The 22,895-nt window shown below is 46.7% G+C and carries 19 protein-coding genes; 17 read left to right on the top strand and 2 right to left on the bottom strand.

Going from position 1 to position 22,895, the window contains the following annotated elements:
- The first annotated feature begins 1 nt into the window (after position 1).
- The 13 genes from nusG (at position 2) to glmS (ending at position 17,671) form a co-directional block, all read left to right on the top strand.
- Positions 2-553 (top strand): transcription termination/antitermination protein NusG, encoded by a 552-nt coding sequence (nusG, locus tag DK430_RS04925; protein WP_109077996.1) that lies wholly within the window; start codon positions 2-4, stop codon positions 551-553.
- 156 nt (positions 554-709) lie between these two features.
- Positions 710-1,138 carry a 50S ribosomal protein L11 gene (gene rplK / locus DK430_RS04930; protein WP_109077997.1) on the top strand — a complete coding sequence of 143 codons (429 nt, stop codon included), beginning with the start codon at positions 710-712 and terminating at the stop codon, positions 1,136-1,138.
- 4 nt (positions 1,139-1,142) lie between these two features.
- Positions 1,143-1,832 carry a 50S ribosomal protein L1 gene (gene rplA, locus DK430_RS04935; protein WP_109077998.1) on the top strand — a complete coding sequence of 230 codons (690 nt, stop codon included), beginning with the start codon at positions 1,143-1,145 and terminating at the stop codon, positions 1,830-1,832.
- Between the two features lie 357 nt (positions 1,833-2,189).
- On the top strand, positions 2,190-2,681 hold the full coding sequence (rplJ, locus tag DK430_RS04940) for a 50S ribosomal protein L10 (RefSeq protein WP_109077999.1): 492 nt from the start codon (positions 2,190-2,192) through the stop codon (positions 2,679-2,681).
- 57 nt (positions 2,682-2,738) lie between these two features.
- On the top strand, positions 2,739-3,110 hold the full coding sequence (gene rplL / locus DK430_RS04945) for a 50S ribosomal protein L7/L12 (protein ID WP_005702046.1): 372 nt from the start codon (positions 2,739-2,741) through the stop codon (positions 3,108-3,110).
- Positions 3,111-3,378: 268 nt separating this feature from the next.
- On the top strand, positions 3,379-7,407 hold the full coding sequence (gene rpoB / locus DK430_RS04950) for a DNA-directed RNA polymerase subunit beta (protein WP_109078000.1): 4,029 nt from the start codon (positions 3,379-3,381) through the stop codon (positions 7,405-7,407).
- A 103-nt stretch (positions 7,408-7,510) separates the two neighbouring features.
- Positions 7,511-11,779, top strand: coding sequence for a DNA-directed RNA polymerase subunit beta' (rpoC, locus tag DK430_RS04955; protein ID WP_109078001.1), 4,269 nt, complete (start codon positions 7,511-7,513; stop codon positions 11,777-11,779).
- A gap of 163 nt (positions 11,780-11,942) precedes the next feature.
- Positions 11,943-12,725, top strand: coding sequence for an NAD(+) diphosphatase (gene nudC, locus DK430_RS04960; RefSeq protein WP_109078002.1), 783 nt, complete (start codon positions 11,943-11,945; stop codon positions 12,723-12,725).
- Between the two features lie 9 nt (positions 12,726-12,734).
- A complete protein-coding gene (hemE, locus tag DK430_RS04965) occupies positions 12,735-13,799 on the top strand; it encodes a uroporphyrinogen decarboxylase (protein WP_109078003.1) in 1,065 nt (354 codons plus the stop codon).
- A 22-nt stretch (positions 13,800-13,821) separates the two neighbouring features.
- A complete protein-coding gene (locus tag DK430_RS04970; protein WP_109078004.1) occupies positions 13,822-14,412 on the top strand; it encodes a YjaG family protein in 591 nt (196 codons plus the stop codon).
- A 166-nt stretch (positions 14,413-14,578) separates the two neighbouring features.
- Positions 14,579-14,851: a non-specific DNA-binding protein Hbs gene (hbs, locus tag DK430_RS04975; RefSeq protein ID WP_005541993.1), complete on the top strand. Its 273-nt coding sequence runs from the start codon at positions 14,579-14,581 to the stop codon at positions 14,849-14,851.
- A gap of 145 nt (positions 14,852-14,996) precedes the next feature.
- Positions 14,997-15,773 carry a DeoR/GlpR family DNA-binding transcription regulator gene (locus tag DK430_RS04980; RefSeq protein ID WP_204352513.1) on the top strand — a complete coding sequence of 259 codons (777 nt, stop codon included), beginning with the start codon at positions 14,997-14,999 and terminating at the stop codon, positions 15,771-15,773.
- 65 nt (positions 15,774-15,838) lie between these two features.
- Entirely contained in the window at positions 15,839-17,671 is a 1,833-nt protein-coding gene (gene glmS, locus DK430_RS04985; protein WP_109078006.1) for a glutamine--fructose-6-phosphate transaminase (isomerizing), read from the top strand.
- 90 nt (positions 17,672-17,761) lie between these two features.
- Here glmS and DK430_RS04990 read toward each other — a convergent pair whose 3' ends face one another.
- Both DK430_RS04990 and DK430_RS04995 read right to left on the bottom strand, forming a co-directional pair.
- The gene (locus tag DK430_RS04990; RefSeq protein ID WP_109078007.1) at positions 17,762-18,577 is read right to left on the bottom strand and encodes a class I SAM-dependent methyltransferase; all 816 of its coding nucleotides are present in this window, start codon (positions 18,575-18,577) and stop codon (positions 17,762-17,764) included.
- Positions 18,578-18,807: 230 nt separating this feature from the next.
- The gene (locus DK430_RS04995) at positions 18,808-20,307 is read right to left on the bottom strand and encodes a helicase HerA-like C-terminal domain-containing protein (protein ID WP_109078008.1); all 1,500 of its coding nucleotides are present in this window, start codon (positions 20,305-20,307) and stop codon (positions 18,808-18,810) included.
- A 125-nt stretch (positions 20,308-20,432) separates the two neighbouring features.
- Here DK430_RS04995 and DK430_RS05000 point away from each other — a divergent pair, with 125 nt between their 5' ends.
- The 4 genes from DK430_RS05000 to dtd are packed head-to-tail and all read left to right on the top strand — an operon-like array spanning position 20,433 to position 22,865.
- Positions 20,433-21,101 (top strand): MOSC domain-containing protein, encoded by a 669-nt coding sequence (locus DK430_RS05000; protein WP_109078009.1) that lies wholly within the window; start codon positions 20,433-20,435, stop codon positions 21,099-21,101.
- 2 nt (positions 21,102-21,103) lie between these two features.
- The gene (locus tag DK430_RS05005) at positions 21,104-21,592 is read left to right on the top strand and encodes a YchJ family protein (protein WP_109078010.1); all 489 of its coding nucleotides are present in this window, start codon (positions 21,104-21,106) and stop codon (positions 21,590-21,592) included.
- The gene (locus tag DK430_RS05010) at positions 21,589-22,434 is read left to right on the top strand and encodes a virulence factor BrkB family protein (RefSeq protein ID WP_109078011.1); all 846 of its coding nucleotides are present in this window, start codon (positions 21,589-21,591) and stop codon (positions 22,432-22,434) included. The genes DK430_RS05005 and DK430_RS05010 overlap by 4 nt, the downstream gene beginning before the upstream one ends.
- On the top strand, positions 22,431-22,865 hold the full coding sequence (gene dtd / locus DK430_RS05015) for a D-aminoacyl-tRNA deacylase (RefSeq protein ID WP_109078012.1): 435 nt from the start codon (positions 22,431-22,433) through the stop codon (positions 22,863-22,865). The genes DK430_RS05010 and dtd overlap by 4 nt, the downstream gene beginning before the upstream one ends.
- The last annotated feature ends 30 nt before the right edge of the window (positions 22,866-22,895 follow it).

A 22,895-nucleotide genomic window follows, 5' to 3' on the forward strand; every position in this document is an offset into this window, starting at 1 on the left:
AATGAGCGAAACCGCAAATAAAAAACGTTGGTATGTGTTGCAGGCGTTCTCCGGTTTTGAAGCGCGCGTGGCAACCACATTGCGTGAGTACATTAAACTTCACAATATGGAAGAACAGTTCGGCGAAGTGTTAGTGCCGACGGAAGAAGTCGTGGAAAATGTGGCAGGTAAACGTCGTAAAAGCGAGCGCAAATATTTTCCGGGCTATGTGTTGGTGCAAATGGAAATGAACGACGACACTTGGCATTTGGTGCGTAGCGTGCCACGCGTGATGGGCTTTATCGGCGGCACACCGGATAAACCGGCGCCGATTAGCAATCGTGAGGCGGATATCATTTTAAATCGCTTGGAACAAAACAGCGACAAACCGAAACCAAGAACTACTTTCCAACCGGGCGAAGAAGTACGCGTGACCGAAGGTCCGTTTATGGACTTCAACGGTACGGTGGAAGAAATCGATTACGAAAAAGGCCGTTTAAAAGTCTCCGTGTCTATTTTCGGTCGTGCGACGCCGGTTGAACTTGAGTTCGGTCAGGTAGAAAAGAATAGCTAGTAAAAATGCAAGAATTTTCCACCGCACTTTTTAAAAGTGCGGTTGGTTTTCCCGGTGTTTTTACTTGAAAAACCGGTTGCGTTTGTTTAGAATGCAACCCTTTTTAACAACAGGGGAGCTAGCAATAGCGTTATTACCCATTCAGAGGAAACTAAAATGGCAAAAAAAGTCCAAGCCTACGTTAAGCTGCAAGTCGCAGCCGGTATGGCAAACCCATCACCACCGGTTGGTCCTGCATTAGGTCAACAAGGTGTGAACATCATGGAGTTCTGTAAAGCATTCAACGCTCGTACCGAGAGCTTAGAAAAAGGTTTACCGATTCCGGTTGTTATCACCGTTTATGCGGACCGTTCATTCACTTTCGTTACTAAAACACCACCGGCAGCAGTTTTATTGAAAAAAGCTGCAGGTATCAAATCCGGTTCCGGTAAACCGAACAAGGATAAAGTGGGTAAAGTAACTTTAGATCAAATCCGTCAAATCGCTGAAACGAAAGCAGCTGATATGACTGGTGCGACTGTCGAAACGAAAATGAAATCAATCGCTGGTACTGCTCGCTCTATGGGCTTAGTGGTGGAGGAATAATACGATGGCTAAATTGACTAAAAAAATGAAAGCAATCAAAGCTGGCGTAGATTCTACCAAAGCATACGAAATCAACGAAGCAATCGCGGTATTAAAACAATTCGCGACCGCTAAATTTGTTGAAAGCGTTGACGTTGCAGTAAACTTGGGTATCGACCCGCGTAAATCAGACCAAAACGTACGTGGTGCAACTGTATTACCACACGGTACTGGTCGTGAAGTTCGTGTAGCTGTGTTCACCCAAGGTGCAAACGCAGATGCAGCTAAAGCAGCAGGTGCTGATTTAGTGGGTATGGAAGATTTAGCAGAGCAAGTGAAAAAAGGCGAAATGAACTTTGATGTTGTTATCGCTTCTCCAGATGCAATGCGTGTTGTTGGTCAATTAGGTCAAGTATTAGGTCCACGCGGCTTAATGCCAAACCCGAAAGTAGGTACCGTAACACCAAACGTTGCTGAAGCAGTAAAAAACGCTAAATCCGGTCAGATCCGTTATCGTAACGACAAAAACGGTATCATCCACACCACTATCGGTAAAGCGAACTTCTCCGAAGAGCAATTAAAAGAAAACCTTCAAGCGTTGTTAGCCGCTTTAACTAAAGCGAAACCTGCAACCTCTAAAGGTATCTTTATCAAGAAAGTGAGCCTTTCTACCACAATGGGTGCCGGTGTTGCAATCGATCAAGCTTCACTGTAAACCGTAGAAATACAATGAAATATGACCGCACTTTTAAAAGTGCGGTTATTTTTTACGGCGTTTATTTCGGTTGAACAGATGATTTTTTGTCGTCAGGCTTTACAAATGTCGTTTCGATCGTTATAATTTGCGTCCTTTTTAGACCGCAGTTTATTTGCGGTTTAGCATTTCTGGTTGGTGCTTGACCTTATTCAAGCCCCGTCCAAGACCGTAGGGGAGCAATCTTAATTATCCTACGTAGATGGTGAACAGAATAAGAATCTTCTTGCTTCTGTGCACCGAATTCGTCCTAATATGTTGTTGATATTAGGTATTTAAATTCCGAGAAATCGGAGTGTATTCAGGAGCTATCAGCCAATGGCATTAAATCTTCAAGACAAACAAGCAATTGTTGCCGAAGTAAATGAAGCAGCCAAAGGTGCCCTTTCTGCTGTGATCGCGGATTCCCGTGGTGTTACTGTAGATAAAATGACCGAATTGCGTAAATCTGCACGCGAAGCCGGTGTTTCTATGCGCGTTGTACGTAATACTTTATTACGTCGTGCGGTAGAAGGTACTGAATTCGAGTGTTTGAAAGACACATTTACCGGTCCGACACTTATCGCATTCTCTAACGAACATCCTGGTGCTGCGGCACGTTTGTTCAAAGAATTCGCGAAAGCAAACGATAAGTTTGAACTTAAAGGTGCAGCCTTTGAAGGTAAGATCCAAGATGTTGAATTCTTAGCAACATTACCGACTTACGACGAAGCAATTGCACGTTTAATGGGCACAATGAAAGAAGCTGCGGCAGGCAAACTTGTTCGCACTCTTGCGGCATTACGCGACAAATTACAAGAAGCAGCTTAATTTTAAGCAGATACTTCTTAACTCGTTTAACTTTATTTATTTTAGGAATTGATTGTTATGTCATTAACTAACGAACAAATCATTGAAGCGATTGCTTCTAAATCTGTAACTGAAATCGTTGAATTAATCACAGCGATGGAAGAAAAATTCGGTGTTTCAGCAGCGGCAGCAGTAGCTGCAGCTCCGGCAGGTGGCGCAGCAGCGGCAGCAGAAGAAAAAACTGAATTCGACGTAGTTCTTGCTGAAGCAGGCGCTAACAAAGTAGCGGTAATCAAAGCAGTACGTGGTGCAACCGGTTTAGGCTTAAAAGAAGCTAAAGACTTAGTTGAATCTGCACCGGCTGTATTGAAAGAAGGCATCGCTAAAGCAGAAGCAGAAGCACTTAAGAAAGAATTAGAAGAAGCTGGCGCGAAAGTAGAAATCAAATAATTTTGATTCGATTTCGTCCTGTTTCTCAGGCTAAATGGCTGGTGGGTAACCATCAGCCATTTTGTGCTATCAAAAACAGAAGTAAATTTGCCGTTTGATTACTTTTGTTTCCTCAAATTAAATCAAGCATGTTAATTTGAGTCACCCACTCAAGAAGTAAGGTTCATAGTGCGGTCATCTAAAACGGTATCTAATACATTATCACCAATATTTGCCCAAATTATTGTGTGTTGATTGTGGGTCACTGAACAGCAAGCAGAGGAACCCTATGGTTTACTCCTATACCGAGAAAAAACGAATTCGTAAAGGCTTCGGCAAACGTCCGCAAGTTCTCAATATTCCTTATTTATTAACTATCCAGATCGATTCTTTTGAAAAATTTATTAAAAGAGATCCTGATGGACAACAAGGCTTAGAAGCCGCTTTCCGCTCCGTATTTCCGATTGTCAGCACAAACGGGAATACCGAATTACAATATGTCAGCTATCAATTAGGCGAGCCGGTATTTGATGTACGTGAATGTCAAATTCGCGGTACCACTTATGCTGCACCGTTACGTGTGAAATTACGTTTGGTCAGTTATGACAAAGACGCTGCGCCGGGCACCATCAAAGATATTAAAGAACAAGAAGTTTACATGGGTGAAATCCCATTGATGACCGATAACGGTACTTTCGTGATTAACGGTACCGAGCGTGTTATCGTGTCGCAATTACACCGTAGCCCGGGTGTATTCTTTGATAGCGATAAAGGCAAAACCCATTCTTCCGGTAAAGTGCTGTATAACGCACGTATTATTCCTTACCGTGGTTCATGGTTAGATTTTGAATTTGATCCGAAAGATAACTTATATGCGCGTATCGACCGTCGTCGTAAATTGCCGGCAACCATTATTTTGCGTGCGTTAGGTTACACTACCGAACAAATCTTAGATCTTTTCTTTGATAAAATCGCTTTTGAAATTAAAGATAACAAATTACTAATGACCTTAGTGCCGGAGCGTTTACGTGGTGAAACCGCTGCGTTTGATATTGAAGCGAACGGTAAAGTGTATGTAGAGCGCGGTCGTCGTATTACGGCACGCCATATTAAGGCATTGGAAAAAGATAAAGTCACGCAAGTGGAAGTGCCGACCGAATATATTATCGGTAAGGTCGCCGCTAAAGATTATGTGGATTTAGAAACCGGCGAATTGATTTGCCCGGCGAATATGGAGCTTTCCCTTGAATTGTTGGCGAAATTGACACAAGCGGGTTATACCACCCTTGAAACGCTGTTTACCAACGATCTTGACTACGGTCCTTATATTTCCGAAACCTTGCGTGTTGATCCGTCTAACGATCGTTTAAGCGCCTTGGTAGAAATTTACCGCATGATGCGTCCGGGCGAGCCACCGACAAAAGAAGCGGCAGAAGCTTTATTTGATAATTTATTCTTCTCTTCCGACCGTTATGATTTATCTGCGGTAGGTCGCATGAAATTCAACCGCTCTTTAGGTATTGAAGAAACCACCGGCATCGGTACGTTAAGCAATGAAGATATCGTCAGCGTGATGAAGAAATTGATCGATATCCGTAACGGTCGTGGTGAAGTGGATGACATCGACCACTTGGGTAACCGTCGTATCCGCTCTGTGGGTGAAATGGCGGAAAACCAATTCCGTATCGGCTTGGTGCGTGTTGAACGTGCGGTGAAAGAACGCTTATCTTTAGGGGATTTAGAAGCGGTTACCCCGCAAGATCTGATCAATGCGAAACCGATTTCTGCGGCGGTAAAAGAATTCTTCGGTTCATCCCAGCTTTCTCAATTTATGGACCAAAACAACCCGTTATCGGAAGTGACGCACAAACGTCGTATTTCCGCATTGGGTCCGGGCGGCTTGACGCGTGAACGCGCCGGCTTTGAAGTGCGTGACGTACACGCTACTCACTATGGTCGCGTGTGTCCGATTGAAACCCCTGAAGGTCCGAACATCGGTTTGATCAACTCCCTTTCTGTTTATGCGCGTACTAATGACTACGGTTTCTTAGAAACCCCGTATCGTAAAGTGGTAAACGGTCAGGTTACCGAAGAAATCGAATATTTATCCGCTATTGAAGAAGGTAAATATGTTATCGCACAGGCGAACTCCAATCTTGATGAAGATTTCCGCTTTACCGATGCGTTTGTTACCTGTCGTGGCGAACACGGTGAATCAGGTCTTTATAAACCTGAAGAAATTCACTATATGGACGTTTCCACCCAACAAGTGGTGTCTGTTGCGGCGGCATTGATTCCGTTCTTGGAACATGACGATGCGAACCGCGCTTTGATGGGCGCGAACATGCAACGTCAAGCGGTGCCGACATTGCGTGCGGACAAACCGTTAGTGGGGACCGGTATTGAAAAAGCGGTTGCCCTTGACTCCGGCGTGGCGGTCGTGGCAAAACGCGGCGGTACGATTCAATATGTAGATGCTTCCCGTATCGTGGTGAAAGTCAACGAAGACGAAACCGTTGCGGGTGAAGCCGGTATTGATATTTATAACCTGATCAAATATACCCGTTCTAACCAAAATACCTGTATCAACCAAATCCCTTGTGTGGAATTAGGTGATCCGGTTGAACGTGGTGAAATCCTGGCAGACGGTCCTTCCACCGACTTAGGTGAATTGGCGCTCGGTCAAAACATTCGCGTGGCGTTCATGCCATGGAATGGTTATAACTTCGAAGACTCCATGTTAGTTTCCGAGCGCGTAGTGCAACAAGATCGTTTCACGACTATTCACATTCAAGAGCTTTCTTGTGTGGCGCGTGATACCAAATTAGGCGCGGAAGAAATTACCGCCGATATTCCTAACGTGGGTGAAGCGGCATTAAGCAAATTGGACGAATCCGGTATCGTGTATATCGGTGCAGAAGTGAAAGGCGGCGATATTCTGGTGGGTAAAGTGACACCGAAAGGTGAAACGCAATTAACCCCGGAAGAAAAATTGTTACGTGCCATCTTCGGTGAAAAAGCGTCTGACGTGAAAGACTCTTCTTTACGCGTACCAAACAGCGTTTCCGGTACGGTTATCGACGTACAAGTATTTACCCGCGACGGCGTGGAAAAAGATAAACGTGCGTTAGAAATCGAAGAAATGCAATTAAAACAAGCGAAAAAAGACTTGAGCGAAGAGTTCGAGATCTTGGAAGCCGGCTTGTTTATGCGCGTCCGCAATCTGTTGTTATCCGGCGGTTTCGATGCGAAATCCTTGGATAAATTAGACCGCACTAAATGGTTGGAACAAACCTTAGATAACGAAGAAAAACAACACCAATTAGAGCAGTTGGCGGAACAGCACGAAGAATTACGCAAAGAATTTGAACGTAAATTGGAAGTTCAACGCAACAAGATTATCCAAGGCGACGATTTGGCACCGGGCGTGTTGAAAGTGGTTAAAGTGTATCTTGCGGTGAAACGTCAAATTCAACCGGGTGATAAGATGGCGGGTCGTCACGGTAACAAAGGGGTTATCTCCAAAATTAACCCTGTGGAAGACATGCCATACGATGAAAACGGTCAACCTGTCGAAATCGTATTGAACCCGCTAGGCGTTCCGTCCCGTATGAATATCGGTCAGATCTTAGAAACGCACTTAGGTTTGGCGGCGAAAGGCATCGGCGATCAAATTAACGCGATGATCAAACAGCAACAATCTATCGCGAAATTGCGTGAATACATGCAAAAAGCCTATGACCTTGGCGGCGGTTCACAAAAAGTGGATCTCAGCACCTTTACCGATGAAGAAGTCATGCGTTTGGCGCAAAACTTACGTAAAGGCTTGCCGATTGCCACACCGGTATTTGACGGAGCACATGAAAAAGAAATCAAAGGCTTATTAGAGCTTGGTGGTTTACCGACTTCAGGTCAAATTACCCTTTATGACGGTCGCACAGGTGAAAAATTCGAGCGTCCGGTAACCGTTGGTTACATGTACATGCTCAAATTGAACCACTTGGTCGATGACAAAATGCACGCGCGTTCAACCGGTTCTTATAGCCTTGTTACCCAACAACCGTTGGGCGGTAAGGCACAATTCGGTGGTCAACGTTTCGGTGAGATGGAGGTGTGGGCACTTGAAGCTTATGGTGCGGCTTATACCTTACAAGAAATGTTAACCGTGAAATCCGATGACGTGAACGGTCGTACGAAGATGTATAAAAACATCGTCAGCGGCAACCAACAAATGGATCCGGGCACACCGGAATCTTTCAATGTAATCATGAAAGAAATCCGTTCACTTGGTATCAACATCGACTTGGACGAAGAATAAGTCAGGGTATTGACCCCTAATTGAGCCCAAGTGCGGTCGATTTTAAAAACGTTTTGAAAAACGACCGCACTTGAATAAGTTTAACTCCGACAGGAGCAAATCTGTGAAAGACTTAGTTAAGTTTTTAAAAGCACAATCAAAAACCGCTGAAGATTTTGATGTGATTAAAATCGGTTTAGCCTCACCTGACATGATCCGTTCTTGGTCATACGGTGAAGTTAAAAAGCCTGAAACAATCAACTATCGTACCTTTAAACCGGAACGTGACGGTCTTTTCTGTGCCCGTATTTTCGGACCGGTAAAAGATTACGAATGTTTGTGCGGTAAGTACAAACGCTTAAAACACCGTGGCGTGATTTGTGAGAAATGTGGCGTTGAAGTGACCCAAACCAAAGTGCGTCGTGAGCGTATGGGTCATATCGAGCTTGCTTCACCGGTAGCCCATATCTGGTTCTTAAAATCCCTGCCGTCCCGTATCGGTTTATTATTAGATATGCCGTTGCGTGACATTGAGCGCGTGCTTTATTTCGAATCTTACATTGTGATCGAACCGGGCATGACCGATCTTGAACGCGGTCAGTTGTTAACCGAAGAACAATATCTTGATGCGGAAGACCGTTGGCAGGATGAGTTCGATGCCAAAATGGGTGCGGAAGCGATCCAAGCCTTGTTGCGCGGTATCGATTTGGAAGCGGAATGCGAAAATTTACGCGAAGAATTACAAGAAACCAATTCCGAAACCAAACGTAAGAAAATCACCAAGCGCTTAAAATTATTGGAAGCTTTCTTACAATCCGGCAACAAACCGGAATGGATGGTAATGACTGTATTACCGGTGCTTCCGCCGGATTTACGTCCGTTAGTGCCGCTTGATGGCGGTCGTTTTGCGACTTCAGATTTGAACGATTTATATCGTCGCGTAATCAACCGTAACAACCGTTTAAAACGTTTATTAGATTTAATCGCGCCGGATATTATCGTGCGCAACGAAAAACGTATGTTACAAGAATCTGTGGATGCCTTATTAGATAACGGTCGTCGCGGTCGTGCAATCACCGGTTCTAACCGTCGTCCATTAAAATCATTAGCGGATATGATTAAAGGTAAACAAGGTCGTTTCCGTCAAAACTTACTTGGTAAACGTGTGGATTACTCCGGTCGTTCTGTAATCACCGTAGGTCCATATTTACACTTACACCAATGTGGTTTGCCGAAGAAAATGGCATTGGAATTATTCCGTCCGTTTATCTACGCGAAATTAGAAAGCCGTGGTTATGCAACCACTATTAAAGCGGCGAAGAAAATGGTGGAACGTGAAGACGCTATCGTTTGGGATATTCTTGCAGAAGTTATTCGCGAACACCCGATTCTATTGAACCGTGCGCCGACACTTCACCGTTTGGGTATCCAAGCCTTTGAACCGATCTTAATCGAAGGTAAAGCGATTCAATTACACCCACTTGTTTGTGCGGCGTTCAACGCGGACTTCGATGGTGACCAAATGGCGGTACACGTGCCGTTAACGTTAGAAGCGCAATTAGAAGCGCGCGCGTTAATGATGTCCACCAACAACATTCTTTCTCCGGCGAACGGCGATCCGATTATCGTTCCGTCACAAGACGTGGTGTTAGGGCTTTACTACATGACCCGCGAAAAAGTGAACGGCAAAGGCGAAGGCATGTTATTGCAAGATCCTCGCGAAGCGGAAAAAGCCTATCGTACCGGTCAGGCGGAATTACATTCCCGCGTGAAAGTACGTATTATCGAATATGTGAAAAACGAAGCCGGTGAGTTTGAGCCGAAAACCACGTTAACCGACACCACTATCGGTCGCGCCATCTTATGGATGATCGCACCGAAAGGTATGCCGTTTAGCCTGTTTAACCAAACTCTCGGCAAAAAAGCGATTTCCAAGCTGATTAACGAAAGCTATCGTCGTTTGGGCTTAAAAGCCAGCGTCATGTTCGCCGACCATATTATGTACACCGGTTTCGCTTATGCGGCGCGTTCCGGTTCCTCCGTGGGTATCGACGATATGGAAATTCCGGCGAAGAAATACGAAATTATTTCCGCAGCAGAAGAAGAAGTTGCCGAAATTCAGGAACAATTCCAATCCGGTCTTGTGACTGCGGGCGAACGCTATAACAAAGTGATCGATATTTGGGCGGCGGCTAACGAACGTGTTGCCAAAGCCATGATGGAAAACCTTTCTACGGAAGAAGTGATCAACCGTGAAGGTAAACCGGAAAAACAAGCGTCTTTCAACAGCATCTTTATGATGGCGGATTCCGGTGCGCGTGGTTCTGCGGCACAGATTCGTCAGTTAGCGGGTATGCGTGGTTTGATGGCGCGTCCGGACGGTTCCATTATCGAGACCCCGATCACCGCGAACTTCCGTGAAGGTTTGAACGTTTTACAATACTTTATTTCTACCCACGGTGCGCGTAAAGGTTTGGCGGATACTGCGTTGAAAACCGCAAACTCCGGTTACTTAACCCGTCGTTTGGTTGACGTGGCGCAAGACTTGGTGATCGTGGAAGATGACTGTGGTACGCACGAAGGTATCGTGATGACCCCGTTAATCGAAGGCGGCGATGAAAAAGTGCCTCTACGTGAACTTGTTTTAGGTCGTGTGGCGGCAGAAGACATCTTAAAACCGGGTACGGAAGAAGTCTTAATTCCACGTAATACCTTACTTGACGAAAAACTGTGTGATGTGTTGGACGAAAACTCTGTGGACAGCGTAAAAGTACGCTCCGTAGTAACCTGTAACACCGACTTCGGTGTCTGTGCGAAATGTTACGGTCGTGACTTGGCACGTGGTCACCTGATTAACCAAGGTGAAGCCGTGGGGGTTATCGCCGCGCAATCTATCGGTGAGCCGGGTACACAGTTAACCATGCGTACCTTCCACATCGGTGGTGCGGCATCTGCGGCAGCGAAAGAATCCAGCGTCCAAGTGAAAAACAACGGTACGTTGCGTTTAGCCAATGCGAAATTCGTCACCAATAATGAAGGCAAGTTGGTATTAACGTCTCGTAATACGGAATTAACCGTGGTCGATACGTTCGGTCGTACCAAAGAACACTATAAAGTGCCTTACGGTGCCATTTTAAGCAAAGGCGATCACCAAGAGGTGAATGCCGGTGAAACCATCGCTAACTGGGATCCGCATACGATGCCGGTTATCTCCGAAGTGGGCGGTTTTGTGAAATTCGTGGACATCGTGGACGGTTTAACCGTTACCCGTCAAACCGACGAACTAACCGGTCTTTCTTCCATCGTGGTGCAAGACGTGGGTGAACGTGCGACAGCGGGTAAAGATTTGCGTCCGGCAATCAAATTGGTGGATGACAAAGGCAACGATGTATTGGTACCGGGCACTGACGTGGCGGCGCAATACTTCTTACCAAGTAAAGCTATCGTGACCTTAGACGACGGCGCGGAAGTGCATGTGGGTGACCCGTTAGCGCGTATTCCGCAAGAATCCGTGGGAACCAAGGATATTACCGGTGGTCTTCCGCGCGTGGCAGACTTGTTCGAAGCGCGTAAACCGAAAGAACCTGCTATCTTGGCGGAAATTTCCGGTATCGTCTCTTTCGGTAAAGAAACCAAAGGTAAACGTCGTTTATTGATTACGCCGGCAGAAGGCGAAGTGTACGAAGAAATGATTCCGAAATGGCGTCAATTGAACGTATTCGAAGGTGAAATGGTACAACGCGGTGATTTAATCTCCGACGGTGCGGAAACGCCACATGACATCTTACGTTTACGCGGCGTACACGCGGTGACCGAATACATCGTGAACGAAGTGCAGGAAGTTTACCGCTTACAAGGGGTGAAAATTAACGATAAGCACATCGAAGTCATCGTACGTCAAATGTTGCGTAAAGCCATCGTCACCAAAGCCTACGACTCCGAATTCCTCGAAGGGGAACAAGTGGAAGTGGCGCGTGTGAAAATCGTTAACCGCAAACGCGAAGCAGAAGGCAAACCGCCGGTTGAATATGAGCGCGAATTATTGGGTATCACCAAAGCCTCCTTGGCAACCGAATCCTTCATCTCTGCGGCATCCTTCCAAGAAACCACTCGTGTGTTAACGGAAGCGGCGGTTGCAGGTAAACGCGATGAATTACGCGGCTTGAAAGAAAACGTCATTGTGGGTCGCTTGATCCCGGCGGGTACCGGTTTTGCGTATCACCAAAACCGTCACAAAAACCCGGCTGTGATTGCTGATGAAGAGGTGCCGGTAAGATTATCGGCGGCGGATGAAGAAGAAATCGCTTCCGAATTCGTGATGACCTCCGACGATGCGTCAGCCAGTTTAACCGAAATGTTAAACATGGTGGAAGAAGACGATCACGCGGAATAAGATTCCCGTTAATAAAAACCCGAGCTAAGTCTCGGGTTTTTTGTGGGCATTATTCGCTAAATGAAAAAATACCCTCTATAATGACCGCACTTTTTTCACGCTTATCTCAAAAAGTACGGTGCAAAATTTCCGTGTTTTTCATGTATTCAAACAGGTATCTAAAATGAAATCAATTCAGCCTGAAGACAAGGGCTTTTGGCTTTTCACGCAAGGTTCAACGATACATCTCGTTGACGGCAATCTTCCTTTCGGCAGCGCAGCCGAGTTCGGTTTAACCGGGCTGTGTGCCATGCTTATCGGCGAATGGTCGGGGCAACCGTTATATCTCGTGGAAACGCAAACGAACGATAATCGCGAATATTTTTCTTTGCGCGATCAATTGCCGTTGCCGCAGGAACAGTTTAATTTGCTCGCTCGCGGCGTGGAGTTGAATCATTTTTACCAAACCCACCGATTTTGCGGCAAGTGCGGTGGCAAAACCGAACAAACCCAAGATGAATGGGCGGTGCAATGTCAGTCTTGCGGTTTTCGGACATATCCCGTGATTTGCCCTTCTATTATTGTCGCCGTGCGACGCGGGTCACAAATTCTGCTGGCAAATCATATGCGCCACAAAGGCGGTATTTACACTACCTTGGCGGGTTTTGTGGAAGCCGGTGAAACCTTTGAGGCAGCGGTTCACCGTGAAATTTGGGAAGAAACTCAAATTAAAGTGAAAAATTTACGTTATTTCGGCAGCCAACCCTGGGCATTTCCAAATTCACAAATGGTGGGTTTTTTAGCTGATTATGCGGAAGGTGAAATTCATATCCAACGGGAAGAAATCTATGATGCGCAGTGGTTTGATTGTGATCAGCCGTTGCCGGAATTGCCGCCTCACGGCACCATCGCGCGTAAATTGATTGAAACCACACTGGCATTATGTCAACAAGAGAAAAATAACTAACGAGGCTTTATGACCACATTAAAAAACGATCGCTATTTAAGAGCCCTTTTGCGTCAACCTGTCGATATGACGCCCGTTTGGATGATGCGTCAGGCGGGGCGCTATTTGCCGGAATACAAAGCCACTCGTGCGCAGGCGGGCGATTTTATGTCCTTGTGCCGTAATGCGGACTTGGCGTGCGAGGTCACATTACAGCCGTTGCGCCGTTATGAGCTGGACGCGGCGATTTTATTTTCCGACATTCTCACCATTCCTGACGCCATGGGTTTAGGCTTGCGTTTTGGCGCGGGTGAAGGGCCGAAATTCGAACGGGTGATTGACAGCAAAAGTGCGGTGGAAAATTTGCCTATTCCTGATCCGGAACAAGAACTGCAATATGTCATGAATGCGGTGCGTACCATTCGCCGTGAATTAAAAGGCGACGTGCCGCTTATCGGTTTTTCCGGTAGTCCGTGGACATTGGCGACGTATATGGTGGAGGGCGGTTCCTCCAAAGCTTTTACCAAAATCAAAAAAATGTTGTACAGCGAACCGCACTTATTACACGCATTGCTGGATAAACTTGCCGACAGCGTGATTTTGTATTTGAACGCGCAAATTAAGGCGGGTGCACAGGCGGTGATGGTGTTCGACACTTGGGGCGGCGTGTTGGCGCATAAGGATTATGCAGAGTTTTCGTTGCGTTATATGCACAAAATCGTGGACGGTTTGCTGCGTGAGCATGATGGGCGCCGCGTGCCGGTGACGTTATTTACCAAAGGCGGCGGCTTGTGGTTGGAAGCCATTGCCGACACCGGTTGTGATGCGGTGGGTTTGGACTGGACGGTGGATATTGGCGAGGCGCGTCGTCGTGTCGGGCACAAAGTGGCGCTGCAAGGCAACATGGATCCGAGCGTGCTATATGCGTCGGCGGGTCGTATTGAAGACGAAGTGTGGTCGATTTTGGCAGCGTTTGGGGCAGGCAGTGGCCATGTGTTTAATCTCGGGCATGGCATTCATCAGGATGTACCGCCGGAAAGCCCGAAAGTATTGGTGGACGCCGTACATCGGCTGTCCAAACCTTATCATCTTTAATCTAAAGTGCGGTGAAAATAGTATGCGAAATCCCATTCAAAAACGCTTAGAAAATTTAGCTACCTGGCAACACATGACCTTTATGACGTGTTTGTGCGAGCGAATGTATCCCAATTATCAGCTGTTCTGCCAAATTACCGAGCAACCGCAACACGCCAAGGTGTATCACAGTGTGCTGAATTTGGTGTGGGAATATTTAACCGTTAAAGAGGCGAAAATTAATTTTGAGAATCAGCTGGAAAAATTGGAAAACATCATTCCTGATGTGAACGACTACGATTTTTATGGCGTGGTGCCGGCGCTGGATGCCTGTGAAGCCTTATCCGAAGTGTTGCATACGATTATTGCCGGTGATTCCTTAACCCAGGCGGTGAAATTGAGCCAACTCTCTCTGCAAACCGTAGCGGATTTGTTGGTGGAACAAAACGGTCGCGAATTATCCGAATCGGAATTAAAGGAAACGGAAGAAATTCAGCAGGAATTGGATGTTCAATGGCAGATTTATCGTGCGTTGAAAGAGGCGGAAAGGCATGATGTGGCGCTGATTTCGGATTTAAAAAACGAGTTACGAGAGGTGGGAATTTCGAATATTTGTGTAAAAATTGACCAATAACGCGAGATTTTCCGCAAAAACAGCATTTCCCGCTTTGCTTTAAGTGCAACTTAGATTAAGCTTTGCACTGCACTGATTCCAGTGATTATGGTCATTGAATAGATAATATGAAAGTTGTTTATTCCACCACTGTCAAATTTTATTTAAAAATAGAAGGTACTAATCCATGAACAAAACAGATTTAATTGATGCTATTGCAAGCTCAGCTGAATTGAACAAAAAACAAGCTAAAGCAGCTTTAGAAGCAACTTTAGACGCTATCACCGGCAGCTTGAAAAAAGGTGAAGCTGTACAATTAATCGGTTTCGGTACATTTAAAGTTAACGCACGTAAAGCGCGTACCGGTCGTAACCCGCAAACCGGTGCAGAAATCAAAATCGCTGCATCTAAAGTGCCGGCATTCGTTTCCGGTAAAGCATTAAAAGACGCTGTTAAATAATTAGCCCTTATATTTAATTACGGAACCCTGTTTAATAAACAGGGTTTTTTGTTTTCTATTTCTCCCGCATTCTTCCGTTTACATCCCGTCTAAATAACGCTAAACTTTCGAACCGAAATTTAATTTGAACTATTTTGACTTAAGAATGACTAAACGAAATATCCAGACCCGTAATACGCAACAACGTCGTCACGGCATCATGCAATTATTGCAGGAGCGGGGCGAAATCAGTGTCGAGCAATTGGTGCAATTATTTGATACCTCGGAAGTGACAATTCGTAAAGATTTGTCGGTGCTACAAAGTAACGGTTTTCTGCTGCGTCGTTACGGCGGCGCGATTTTAATGCCGCAGGAATTGCTGGAAGACGCGCAGGAAGATATTCTTTCGGAACGAAAGTTGGCGATTGCAAAAGTCGCTGCAGAACGCATTCGCGATCATAACCGCATTATTATCGACAGCGGCACGACAACCGCGGCATTAATTAAGCAGCTAAATCATAAACAAGGCTTGGTGGTGATGACCAATTCCATGTATGTGGCGAACGAACTGCGCTCCTTGGAAAACGAGCCGACCTTGCTCATGACCGGCGGCACCTGGGACAACCGTTCCGAATCCTTCCAAGGCAATGTAGCGGAGCAGGTGTTGCGCTCTTATAACTTTGATCAGTTATTTATCGGCGCGGACGGTATCGATTTTGAGCGGGGCACGACCACGTTTAACGAATTGGTAAGTTTAAGTCGCGTGATGGCGGAAGTGGCGCGTGAAGTCATTGTGATGGTGGAATCACAAAAAATCGGGCGAAAAATGCCCAACGTAGAATTAACCTGGCAGCAAATTGATGTGCTAATTACCGATAATTTGCTGTCGGAAGAAAGCAAAAACCGCATTGAAGCCCACGGCGTAGAAGTTATTTGCGCTTAATTGCGGCTAAAAGTGCGGTCGTTTTCGTAAACGTTTTTTTATTTAATTTAGGAGAGCTAAAGCTTATGTGTGGAATCGTCGGTGCAGTCGCACAACGTGATATCGCGGAAATTTTAATTAACGGATTACATCGTCTTGAGTATCGTGGTTACGACTCGGCAGGTTTGGCGGTGGTCAATTCTCAACACGAACTACAACGTGTGCGCTGTTTGGGTAAAGTCAAAGCGTTAGATGACGCCGTGGAGAAAACACCTCTTATCGGCGGCACTGGGATTGCGCACACCCGTTGGGCGACCCACGGCGAGCCTTCTGAAGAAAATGCTCACCCGCACGTTTCCGGCAATTTCGCCGTGGTGCATAACGGCATTATCGAAAACTACGAAGAATTGCGTACTTTATTGAAAGAGCGCGGCTATGTGTTTACTTCACAAACCGATACGGAAGTGATTGCACACTTGGTGGAATGGGAAATGCGTACCGCAGGCAGCTTGTTGGAAGCGGTACAAAAAGTGGTGAAACAATTAACCGGTGCTTACGGCATGGTCGTAATGGATCGTATGCAACCGGAACATTTGGTTGCCGCCCGTTCCGGTAGTCCGCTGGTGATCGGTTTAGGTATCGGTGAAAATTTCCTGGCCTCCGACCAACTTGCCTTGCTAAGCGTAACCCGTCGCTTTATTTTCTTAGAAGAAGGCGACATTGCCGAAATCACCCGTCGTTCCGTGGCGATTTACGATCGCGAAGGCAACAAAGTGGAACGTGAAGCTCATGATTCCAATTTGGAAAACGACGCGGCGGAAAAAGGCAAATATCGCCACTTCATGCAAAAAGAAATTTACGAGCAACCGACCGCATTAATTAACACCATGGAAGGTCGTGTCACTCATAATAACGTGGTGGTGGAAGCCATCGGCAACGGCGCGAAAGAAATCTTGGAAAAAGTTGAACACATTCAAATCGTGGCGTGTGGGACATCTTACAACTCCGGTATGGTGGCGCGCTATTGGTTTGAAAGCCTGGCAGGCGTGAGTTGCGATATTGAAATCGCTTCCGAGTTCCGTTACCGCAAATTCGTGGTGCGTCCGAACAGCTTGTTAATCACACTTTCCCAATCCGGTGAAACGGCGGATACCTTAGCCGCCTTGCGTTTGGCGAAAGAAAAAGGCTACATGGCGGCGATGACCATTTGTAACGTGGCGGGTTCCTCCTTGGTGCGCGAATCCGATTTAGCCTTCATGACCCGCGCCGGCGTGGAAATTGGGGTAGCGTCTACCAAAGCCTTCACTACTCAGTTGGCTTCCTTGTTAATGTTGGTGATTGCCATCGGTAAAGCGAAACATACTCTTTCCGCCGAGAAAGAACAGGAAATGGTGAAAGCCTTGCAAGCCTTGCCGGCGGAAATCGAAAAAGCCTTGGCGTTCGATAAACAAATTGAAGCCTTGGCGGAAGATTTCGCGGAAAAACATCATGCATTATTCTTAGGTCGCGGCGAATATTACCCGATCGCCATGGAAGCCTCTTTGAAGTTGAAAGAGATTTCCTATATTCACGCCGAGGCTTATGCTGCCGGTGAATTGAAACACGGCCCATTGGCGTTAATTGACGCAGATATGCCGGTGATCGTGGTGGCGCCGAACAACGAATTATTGGAAAAAATCAAATCCAATATTGAAGAAGTACGCGCCCGTGGCGGTCAGTTGTATGTCTTCGCCGATAAAGAAGCCGGTTTCAGCGAAGCGGAAGGCATGAAAATCATCACGATGCCGACCGTAAACGAAATCACCGCGCCGATTTATTACACCGTGCCGATGCAATTATTGGCGTATCACATTGCGCTGATTAAAGGCACCGACGTGGATCAGCCGCGTAACTTGGCGAAAGCCGTTACGGTGGAATAAGCACGAAAAAACAACTTGAGAGCTGACCGCACTTTGCTTCCCTCGATCAAAGTGCGGTCTTTTTTTTCGTTAAATTTTTGCTAACTCGTCCTAAGTCATTCGGTAGTGTAGAAAACGATAAGAACGGCGCACTGTCGGCACAATCCACATGATGGCGGCTTTCAATAAACCGATACGTTTCCAAGTGGGGAAATCGAACATATATTTTGCCGAAATCAGTTGCAAATTATGCGCCCAACGTTCCATTTCATGATCGTCGTCACAGCCGTAATCAAATTGCGCGCGCATATGTTTCATCACGTCATGATGTTTTTGCGAATTACGACTCATCCAAGTGCTACCGATGTCAAATGCGATTTCTCCGCCGCTAAAACGGGCGGCTAAGTCTTTAAACAGCTTTTTCACCTGTGCTTCGCTGAAGTACATCAGCACGCCCTCAATCACAAATAAAAACGACGCATGAGGGTGCTGCGTCCGTAATTCGTCCATCCAATCCGTTTCAAGTGCCGAGGCGGCGAGCAGAATTTCATTGTCCGCCGGCGGTAATAATTGTCGGCGTAGCGCAATCACATCCGGCAAATCCAGTTCGTAAAACGGCACATGATTGCCGATGTCGCCGACACGCTTGTTACGACTGTCCAAGCCGCAACCGATCATCACGATAATCGGTTGTTGGTGGCGTTGAATAAAGGTTTTAGTCACCTCATCCAAGTAAACCGCACGAATTGCCGAACCGACGGAACTACGGATTGCCGTATCGAACTTACTGAAATCATAATCGATTTGCGGTATCAGCCGCATCGCCTCTTCATCATGAATAATCGGATCGGGTTTGAGGGATTCGTGATAACGCATGTACAGCGGAATAAGCAGGGTCTCGCTGACCGCATCTTGAATTTTAAACATCATTACCTCCTTGTGGAAACGCGCGATTTCATCGCGTGGAGTCATGAGCGGCGGACAGTACGGCTAAAGCTGCCGTCAGAATAAGTGAATATTGTCTTGTAGAGAACAGGAAGATTATAGATGAGAATTATTCTTAATTAAAGGGTAATTGATGGTGATTGAAAAACGCTTAGAAAAACCACCGCACTTTTCATGGAACAAAAAAGTGCTGTGGTTTTTTCAGGTGAATGTTACTTCTTAAACGCCCCCAAAATCCCGCGCATGATTTGCTTGGTGATTTGGTTACGGATGTTGCGCCCCACGGCTTTGGTTACGCCGCTGACCAGTTCTTCCGTCACGGTCAGTTGTTCGCCGCGTTTTTTGGTGCCGAAAATCATGCGGCTGAGGCTACCCATGATACCGTTTTCTTCTTCCTGTTTGGCTTGTTCCTCCTGTTTTTGCGCTACGGCGGCAAGATCCGCTTGCGCGTTTAACACTTCAAACGCCGATTCGTTATCCACATAATCTTTATAGAAGGTGTATAAATCGTCGTCTTTCACCCAAGCAGTGCGCTGTTCGGCGGTAATTGGCGCCAGTTGGCTTTTTGGCGGAAAAATGTAGGCGATCTCCACCGGTGTCGGCATGCCTTTTTCATCTAAGAACGAGACTAACGCTTGCCCCACTCCAAGGGTGGAAATGGCTTCCACCACATTCACTTTCGGGTTGGAACGGAACGTATCCGCCGCCGATTTCACCGCTTTTTGATCCCGAGGCGTGAAAGCACGCAGGGCGTGTTGCACGCGATTGCCAAGCTGACCCAGTACGGTGTCCGGCAAATCCAGCGGGTTTTGCGTCACGAAATAAATGCCCACGCCTTTGGAACGAATCAGGCGCACCACCTGTTCCACTTTGTCCACTAACACGCTCGGCGCACCATCAAACAACAAATGCGCTTCATCAAAGAACATCACAAATTTCGGTTTGTCGGGGTCGCCCACTTCCGGCAGCTGCTCGAACAATTCCGCCATTAACCACAGCAAGAACGCGCTGTACATCCGCGGAGAGTTAATCAGTTTTTCCGAATTGAGCACGTTAATCACGCCGCGCCCGTCTCGGGTTTGCAGCCAGTCTTCCAAATTCAGTGCCGGTTCGCCGAATAAATTTGCCGCCCCTTCGTTTTCCAGCGTTAATAAAGCGCGTTGAATGGCGCCCACGCTGGCGGCAGACACATTGCCGTATTCCACTTGGAAGGTTTTGGCGTTTTCCGCTACGTATTTCAACATGGCGCGCAAGTCTTTTAAGTCGATAAGCAACAAGCCTTTGTCATCGGCAACGCGGAATACGAGGTTGAGCAAACCTTCTTGGGTGGCGTTTAAATTCAATAAACGGGATAACAATAACGGCCCCATTTCCGAAATGGTGGTGCGCAGCGGAATGCCGGTTTCGCCGAACACGTCCCAGAAAGACACCGGGTAGCCGCTCAAATAGCTTTCCCCGCCTAAATTGAATTGTTCGATACGCTCGGCGATTTTACCCTGCATGGCGCCCGGTTGTACCAAGCCGGAAAGGTCACCTTTGACATCCACTAAAAATACCGGCACACCGTCATCACTAAAGGCTTCCGCCATTTTACGTAGGGTGACGGTTTTCCCGGTACCGGTGGCGCCGGCGATTAATCCGTGGCGGTTTGCCATTTTGGCGGTAATGCCGAGTTGCTGGTTTTGTTCGGTTTGGGCGAGTAAATATTGCATGTTTATTGTTCCTGCTGGATTGCTGATAAATTTTCCGCATGATATTTAAAAATAGAAGTGCGGTCAAAAATTTCGTTGTTTTTACGGTATAATTCCACAAATTTCGAATAAGAACGGGGAAAATGATGACAAATGCAGAAGTTTTGATCATTAAAATCGGGCAGGTGCAACAGCTGACCTTTGCCGACGGTTCGCAATATGAAAGTGCCATTCGTAAACAGCCGGTGGAATCGGTGAAAATTCATGGCTTAGGCGCGGAAGGCAATGATGTAGGGTTAAAAGCCCATCATGGCGGCGTGGACAAAGCGCTGTTTTTTATGTCGGCAGATGCTTTTCCCGCGTTAAATGCCTTGCTGGGCGAAAATTTTTCTTATCAGGGCACGGCGACTTACGGCGAGAATTTCGTCGTTTCGGAGCTGAACGAGGATTCCGTGTGTGTCGGCGATCGGTATCAAATCGGTTCTTGTGTGGTGGAGGTCTCGCAGCCGCGTAAGCCTTGCGAGCGGCTATCGAAAAATACCGATAATCCGAATACCCAACAAACCGTATACCGTTCCGGCTGGTCGGGCTGGTATGTGCGGGTGGTGCGTGAGGGCGAGATTCGGCGCGGCGATAAATTGCTGTTGCAGGCGCGTCCGCACCCTGATTTTACTATTCGTCATTTGAATCGTTTATTATCGGCGCCGAAGAATGTCAGCGAATTGGAGCAGGCGTTGGCGCTTGACGTGTTGGCGTCCGCGTTCAAACGTTCGCTCAATTCTCAACTCATGAAACTACAGCAAAAACAGAGTTAAAAATGACCGCACTTTTAGATTCAGTTTGCCCTTGTCAATCGAATAAATCCTATGCAGATTGTTGCGGGCGTTTCCATAGCGGCGCACAGTTCCCGCAAACTGCCGAGCAATTAATGCGTTCCCGTTATGCCGCCTATGTGTTAAAAAACGTGCCTTATATTGTAGCAACGACGGTGCCGAGCCAGCAGGCGTTGCTGAACGTACCGGCAATTCAGGCTTGGGCGGAGAACACCCAATGGCTTGGCTTGCAGATTCTGAACACGGAAACCTTAACGAAGGTACAAAGTGCGGTAGAATTTAACGCCCTTTTTAAAGGGGAAAAAGGTCAGGGCGAAGAGGGCGAACAAGCGCATCATGAGCGTTCAATTTTTGTGAAAATTGACGGGCGTTGGTATTTTGTGGATCCGACCGTGCCGTTGCCGAGCATGAAACAGCCTTGCGTATGCGGTTCCGGCAAAAAATTTAAGCACTGCTGCGGAGGCTTTTTATGATTGATCTGAAACCCTTTTGCACCTTATTTTGGCAGCGTTTTAATCAGAATAAACTCACGCAAGCCGCCGGGTATCTCACTTACAGCACCATGCTTGCCATCGTGCCGTTGATTATGGTGGTGTTTTCCATATTTTCTGCGTTTCCGGTGTTTAATGAAGTCACCGGTGCCTTGAAAGAGTTTATTTTCACTAATTTTGCGCCATCGGCAAGTGACGTTGTGGGGCAATATATTGATGAATTTGTGAACAATTCCAAACAAATGAGCGCCGTGGGGATTATCAGCTTGATTGTGGTGGCGTTGATGTTGATTAACTCTATCGATCGCACGCTAAACGGCATTTGGCATGACACCAGCACCCGCCCGATTTTCACGTCTTTTGCCATTTATTGGCTCATTCTCACGCTAGGACCGCTGTTAGTCGGCACCAGTATTGCCGCCAGTTCCTATGTCAAAACGATGTTTGAACAGTCGACAACCTTCTCTTTTGGATTGAAATTGCTTAGTTTCGTGCCGTTTCTTTCCACCTGGTTTATTTTCACCGTGCTTTATATGGTGGTGCCGAATAAAAAAGTCAGCATTAAACATTCCGCCGCCGGTGCACTCATCGCCGCCGTGTTCTTCACGTTGGGCAAGCAGGCGTTTGCTTGGTACATCGTGACGTTTCCGTCTTATCAATTAATTTACGGTGCCATGGCAACCTTGCCGATTATGTTGTTATGGATTCAGTTAAGCTGGACGTTCGTATTGCTCGGCGCGCAATTGGCTGCAGTGTTGGCAGAAGTGCGGTCGAAAAAACAAGTAAATCATCAGGAGCAAGTCAATTATCAGGAGGAAGCGTGATTGCGTTAATTCAACGGGTAACCCAAGCGAAAGTGGACGTCGGCGGCGAAACTGTCGGACAAATCGGTAAAGGCTTGCTGGTATTGTTGGGGGTAGAAAAGGATGATGATCACCAGAAAGCGGATAAGTTGGCGGAGAAAGTGCTGAATTATCGTGTGTTTAGCGATGAGGATGACAAAATGAATCTGAACGTGCAACAAATCGGCGGTGAAGTGTTGGTGGTGTCGCAGTTTACTTTGGCGGCGGATACGCAAAAAGGCTTGCGTCCGAGTTTCTCCAAGGGTGCGCCACCGCAGTTGGCGAACGAACTTTACACCTATTTTGCGCAAAAGTGCGGTGAAAAAATCAAGGTGGAATGCGGGCGATTTGCCGCCGATATGCAAGTGAGCTTAGTGAATGACGGGCCGGTCACCTTTTGGTTAAGTTGTTAGACCGGGTGAAAATTTTGTGAGTTTTCCTAG

The sequence above is a fragment of the Aggregatibacter kilianii genome (assembly GCF_003129965.1).
GTDB lineage: Bacteria > Pseudomonadota > Gammaproteobacteria > Enterobacterales > Pasteurellaceae > Aggregatibacter > Aggregatibacter kilianii_A.

Bases quoted from the DNA above. Each gene is read 5' to 3' on its own strand.
- nusG (WP_109077996.1), top strand. From the start codon at position 2: ATGAGCGAAACCGCAAATAAAAAACGTTGGTATGTGTTGCAGGCGTTC.
- rplK (WP_109077997.1), top strand. From the start codon at position 710: ATGGCAAAAAAAGTCCAAGCCTACGTTAAGCTGCAAGTCGCAGCCGGT.
- rplA (WP_109077998.1), top strand. From the start codon at position 1,143: ATGGCTAAATTGACTAAAAAAATGAAAGCAATCAAAGCTGGCGTAGAT.
- rplJ (WP_109077999.1), top strand. From the start codon at position 2,190: ATGGCATTAAATCTTCAAGACAAACAAGCAATTGTTGCCGAAGTAAAT.
- rplL (WP_005702046.1), top strand. From the start codon at position 2,739: ATGTCATTAACTAACGAACAAATCATTGAAGCGATTGCTTCTAAATCT.
- rpoB (WP_109078000.1), top strand. From the start codon at position 3,379: ATGGTTTACTCCTATACCGAGAAAAAACGAATTCGTAAAGGCTTCGGC.
- nudC (WP_109078002.1), top strand. From the start codon at position 11,943: ATGAAATCAATTCAGCCTGAAGACAAGGGCTTTTGGCTTTTCACGCAA.
- hemE (WP_109078003.1), top strand. From the start codon at position 12,735: ATGACCACATTAAAAAACGATCGCTATTTAAGAGCCCTTTTGCGTCAA.
- DK430_RS04970 (WP_109078004.1), top strand. From the start codon at position 13,822: ATGCGAAATCCCATTCAAAAACGCTTAGAAAATTTAGCTACCTGGCAA.
- hbs (WP_005541993.1), top strand. From the start codon at position 14,579: ATGAACAAAACAGATTTAATTGATGCTATTGCAAGCTCAGCTGAATTG.
- DK430_RS04980 (WP_204352513.1), top strand. From the start codon at position 14,997: ATGACTAAACGAAATATCCAGACCCGTAATACGCAACAACGTCGTCAC.
- glmS (WP_109078006.1), top strand. From the start codon at position 15,839: ATGTGTGGAATCGTCGGTGCAGTCGCACAACGTGATATCGCGGAAATT.
- DK430_RS04990 (WP_109078007.1), bottom strand. From the start codon at position 18,577: ATGTTTAAAATTCAAGATGCGGTCAGCGAGACCCTGCTTATTCCGCTG.
- DK430_RS04995 (WP_109078008.1), bottom strand. From the start codon at position 20,307: ATGCAATATTTACTCGCCCAAACCGAACAAAACCAGCAACTCGGCATT.
- DK430_RS05000 (WP_109078009.1), top strand. From the start codon at position 20,433: ATGACAAATGCAGAAGTTTTGATCATTAAAATCGGGCAGGTGCAACAG.
- DK430_RS05005 (WP_109078010.1), top strand. From the start codon at position 21,104: ATGACCGCACTTTTAGATTCAGTTTGCCCTTGTCAATCGAATAAATCC.
- DK430_RS05010 (WP_109078011.1), top strand. From the start codon at position 21,589: ATGATTGATCTGAAACCCTTTTGCACCTTATTTTGGCAGCGTTTTAAT.